Genomic DNA, 794 nt, shown 5'->3' with positions numbered 1-794 from the left:
GATGCGCTCGACCTGATCTGTCAGTTGGTCCACGAGCTTGGTCTTGTCCAGCGCCTTGCGCTTGCCGGGTCGCATGGCGATGTGCCATTTCACGTCTGCTCGTGCGTCTGGCCGCTTGCTCGCGCCCTGGTAGCCCGCGTCGCCAAAGGCGTCAGTCTCTTGCCCATGCAGCAGGCTGTTGGCCTCGACAACGTCGTTGACGCTGCCGCAGGTGCCGCGCACGGTGTGCACCAACCCCGACTCGGCGTCCACGCCGATGTGGGCCTTCATGCCGAAGTACCACTGCTGGCCCTTGCGGCTTTGCTTCATCTCGGGGTCGCGTTCGCCCGAGGCGTTCTTGGTCGAGCTGGGCGCGGCAATCAGCGTGGCATCGACCACCGTGCCGCTCTTGAGCAGCAGGCCCTTGGCGGTGAGCAGCTCGTTCACCGTCTGCAGCATCTGCGACGCCAACTTGTGCTTCTCCAGCACATGGCGAAACCGCAGAATGGTGCTTTCGTCGGGTAGCCGCTCGTCCCAGGTTCCCAGGCCAGCGAACTCGCGGAACAGTGGCATGTCGTGCAGTGCCTCTTCCATCGCCGGATCGCTCAAGCAGAACCACTGTTGCATGAAGTGGATGCGCAGCATCGTCTCCGGTGCGAATGGTGGCCGGCCACGCTTGCCCTCGGGCAGGTACGGCGTCACCAGCGCCACCAACTCGCTCCACGGCACCACGCGCTCCATCTCCTCGAGAAACTCTCGTCGCCTCGTGCGCTTGGCCGTCGTCCCCAGGCCCAGGCTGTGTTGTTTCATGCGCC

At 64.6% G+C, this 794-nt stretch carries 1 protein-coding gene; it reads right to left on the bottom strand.

Annotation, left to right across the window (positions count from 1 at the left end):
- Positions 1–789 (bottom strand): IS5 family transposase (locus AACH06_RS30105; protein ID WP_341429525.1); only part of this gene is annotated, 789 nt, incomplete at its 3' end.
- Positions 790–794: the final 5 nt, after the last annotated feature.

It is taken from the genome of Ideonella lacteola, from assembly GCF_038066555.1.
GTDB classification, from domain to species: domain Bacteria; phylum Pseudomonadota; class Gammaproteobacteria; order Burkholderiales; family Burkholderiaceae_C; genus Ideonella; species Ideonella lacteola.
Note: the sequence above shows the minus strand (reverse complement) of the source record. Positions and strands in the feature narration are given on the sequence as shown.